Genomic DNA, 3,183 nt, shown 5'->3' on the forward strand with positions numbered 1-3,183 from the left:
TGGTCGTTGTTTGAGAACTGCACAGTGGACGCGAGCATCTGTGGCCAAGTTTTTAAGGGCGCACGGTGGATGCCTTGGCACCAGGAACCGATGAAGGACGTGGGAGGCCACGATAGTCCCCGGGGAGTCGTCAACCAGGCTTTGATCCGGGGGTTTCCGAATGGGGAAACCCGGCAGTCGTCATGGGCTGTCACCCATACCTGAACACATAGGGTATGTGGAGGGAACGCGGGGAAGTGAAACATCTCAGTACCCGCAGGAAGAGAAAACAACCGTGATTCCGGGAGTAGTGGCGAGCGAAACTGGATGAGGCTAAACCGTATACGTGTGAGACCCGGCAGGGGTTGCGTATGCGGGGTTGTGGGATCTCTCTTTCACGGTCTGCCGGCCGTGGGACGAGTCAGAAACCGTTGATGTAGGCGAAGGACATGCGAAAGGTCCGGCGTAGAGGGTAAGACCCCCGTAGTCGAAACGTCAGCGGCTCGTTTGAGAGACACCCAAGTAGCACGGGGCCCGAGAAATCCCGTGTGAATCTGGCGGGACCACCCGCTAAGCCTAAATATTCCCTGGTGACCGATAGCGGATAGTACCGTGAGGGAATGGTGAAAAGTACCCCGGGAGGGGAGTGAAATAGTACCTGAAACCGTGTGCCTACAAGCCGTGGGAGCGTCGGAATGTGCTTGCACATTCTCGTGACTGCGTGCCTTTTGAAGAATGAGCCTGCGAGTTTGCGGTGTGTTGCGAGGTTAACCCGTGTGGGGAAGCCGTAGCGAAAGCGAGTCCGAATAGGGCGATGGAGTAGCGCGCTCAAGACCCGAAGCGGAGTGATCTAGCCATGGGCAGGTTGAAGCGGAGGTAAGACTTCGTGGAGGACCGAACCCACCAGGGTTGAAAACCTGGGGGATGACCTGTGGTTAGGGGTGAAAGGCCAATCAAACTCCGTGATAGCTGGTTCTCCCCGAAATGCATTTAGGTGCAGCGTCGTGTGTTTCTTGCCGGAGGTAGAGCACTGGATAGGCGATGGGCCCTACCGGGTTACTGACCTTAGCCAAACTCCGAATGCCGGTAAGTGAGAGCGCGGCAGTGAGACTGTGGGGGATAAGCTCCATGGTCGAGAGGGAAACAGCCCAGAGCATCGACTAAGGCCCCTAAGCGTACGCTAAGTGGGAAAGGATGTGGAGTCGCAGAGACAACCAGGAGGTTGGCTTAGAAGCAGCCACCCTTGAAAGAGTGCGTAATAGCTCACTGGTCTAGTGATTCCGCGCCGACAATGTAGCGGGGCTCAAGCGTACCGCCGAAGTCGTGTCATTGCGATATATACCCCCAACGGGGATCGTGATGGGTAGGGGAGCGTCGTGTGCCGGGTGAAGCAGCCGCGGAAGCGAGTTGTGGACGGTTCACGAGTGAGAATGCAGGCATGAGTAGCGATACAAACGTGAGAAACGTTTGCGCCGATTGACTAAGGGTTCCTGGGTCAAGCTGATCTGCCCAGGGTAAGTCGGGACCTAAGGCGAGGCCGACAGGCGTAGTCGATGGATAACCGGTTGATATTCCGGTACCCGCTGTGAAGCGTCAAACATCGAACCAGGCGATGCTAAGTCCGTGAAGCCGCCCTGGAGCCTTCGGGCAAAGGGGAGTGGTGGAGCCGACGAACCAGACTTGTAGTAGGTGAGTGATGGGGTGACGCAGGAAGGTAGTCCATCCCGGGCGGTGGTTGTCCCGGGGTAAGGGTGTAGGCCGGTGTGTAGGTAAATCCGCACACCTTGTGGCTGAGACCTGATGCCGAGCCGATTGTGGTGAAGTGGATGATCCTATGCTGTCGAGAAAAGCCTCTAGCGAGTTTCATGGCGGCCCGTACCCTAAACCGACTCAGGTGGTCAGGTAGAGAATACCGAGGCGTTCGGGTGAACTATGGTTAAGGAACTCGGCAAAATGCCCCCGTAACTTCGGGAGAAGGGGGGCCACACCTGGTGAGGGAACTTGCTTCCTGAGCTGGGGGTGGCCGCAGAGACCAGCGAGAAGCGACTGTTTACTAAAAACACAGGTCCGTGCGAAGCCGTAAGGCGATGTATACGGACTGACGCCTGCCCGGTGCTGGAACGTTAAGGGGACCGGTTAGTCAGGATTCGTTCTGGCGAAGCTGAGAACTTAAGCGCCAGTAAACGGCGGTGGTAACTATAACCATCCTAAGGTAGCGAAATTCCTTGTCGGGTAAGTTCCGACCTGCACGAATGGCGTAACGACTTCTCGACTGTCTCAACCATAGGCCCGGTGAAATTGCACTACGAGTAAAGATGCTCGTTTCGCGCAGCAGGACGGAAAGACCCCGGGACCTTTACTACAGTTTGATATTGGTGTTCGGTTCGGCTTGTGTAGGATAGGTGGGAGACTGTGAAGCGGGCACGCCAGTGTTCGTGGAGTCGTCGTTGAAATACCACTCTGGTCGTGCTGGATGTCTAACCTGGGTCCGTGATCCGGATCAGGGACAGTGTCTGATGGGTAGTTTAACTGGGGCGGTTGCCTCCTAAAGGGTAACGGAGGCGCCCAAAGGTTCCCTCAGCCTGGTTGGCAATCAGGTGTTGAGTGTAAGTGCACAAGGGAGCTTGACTGTGAGACCGACGGGTCGAGCAGGGACGAAAGTCGGGACTAGTGATCCGGCGGTGGCTTGTGGAAGCGCCGTCGCTCAACGGATAAAAGGTACCCCGGGGATAACAGGCTGATCTTCCCCAAGAGTCCATATCGACGGGATGGTTTGGCACCTCGATGTCGGCTCGTCGCATCCTGGGGCTGGAGTCGGTCCCAAGGGTTGGGCTGTTCGCCCATTAAAGCGGTACGCGAGCTGGGTTTAGAACGTCGTGAGACAGTTCGGTCCCTATCCGCTGTGCGCGTAGGAGTCTTGAGAAGGGCTGTCCCTAGTACGAGAGGACCGGGACGGACGAACCTCTGGTGTGCCAGTTGTTCTGCCAAGGGCATGGCTGGTTGGCTACGTTCGGGAGGGATAACCGCTGAAAGCATCTAAGCGGGAAGCCTGCTTCGAGATGAGGACTCCCACCCACTTGATGGGGTAAGGCTCCCAGTAGACGACTGGGTTGATAGGCCGGATCTGGAAGCACAGTAATGTGTGGAGGTGACCGGTACTAATAGGCCGAGGGCTTGTCCATAGAGGCTCGCGTCCACTGTGTT

Annotated in this window: 1 rRNA gene; it reads left to right on the plus strand. The window is 56.8% G+C overall.

Features of this window, described 5'->3' with window-relative positions:
- Positions 1–42: 42 nt before the first annotated feature.
- Positions 43–3,161 (plus strand): 23S ribosomal RNA (locus IF78_RS0142675).
- The last annotated feature ends 22 nt before the right edge of the window (positions 3,162–3,183 follow it).

Source organism: Streptomyces bicolor (genome assembly GCF_000719285.1).
GTDB classification, from domain to species: domain Bacteria; phylum Actinomycetota; class Actinomycetes; order Streptomycetales; family Streptomycetaceae; genus Streptomyces; species Streptomyces bicolor.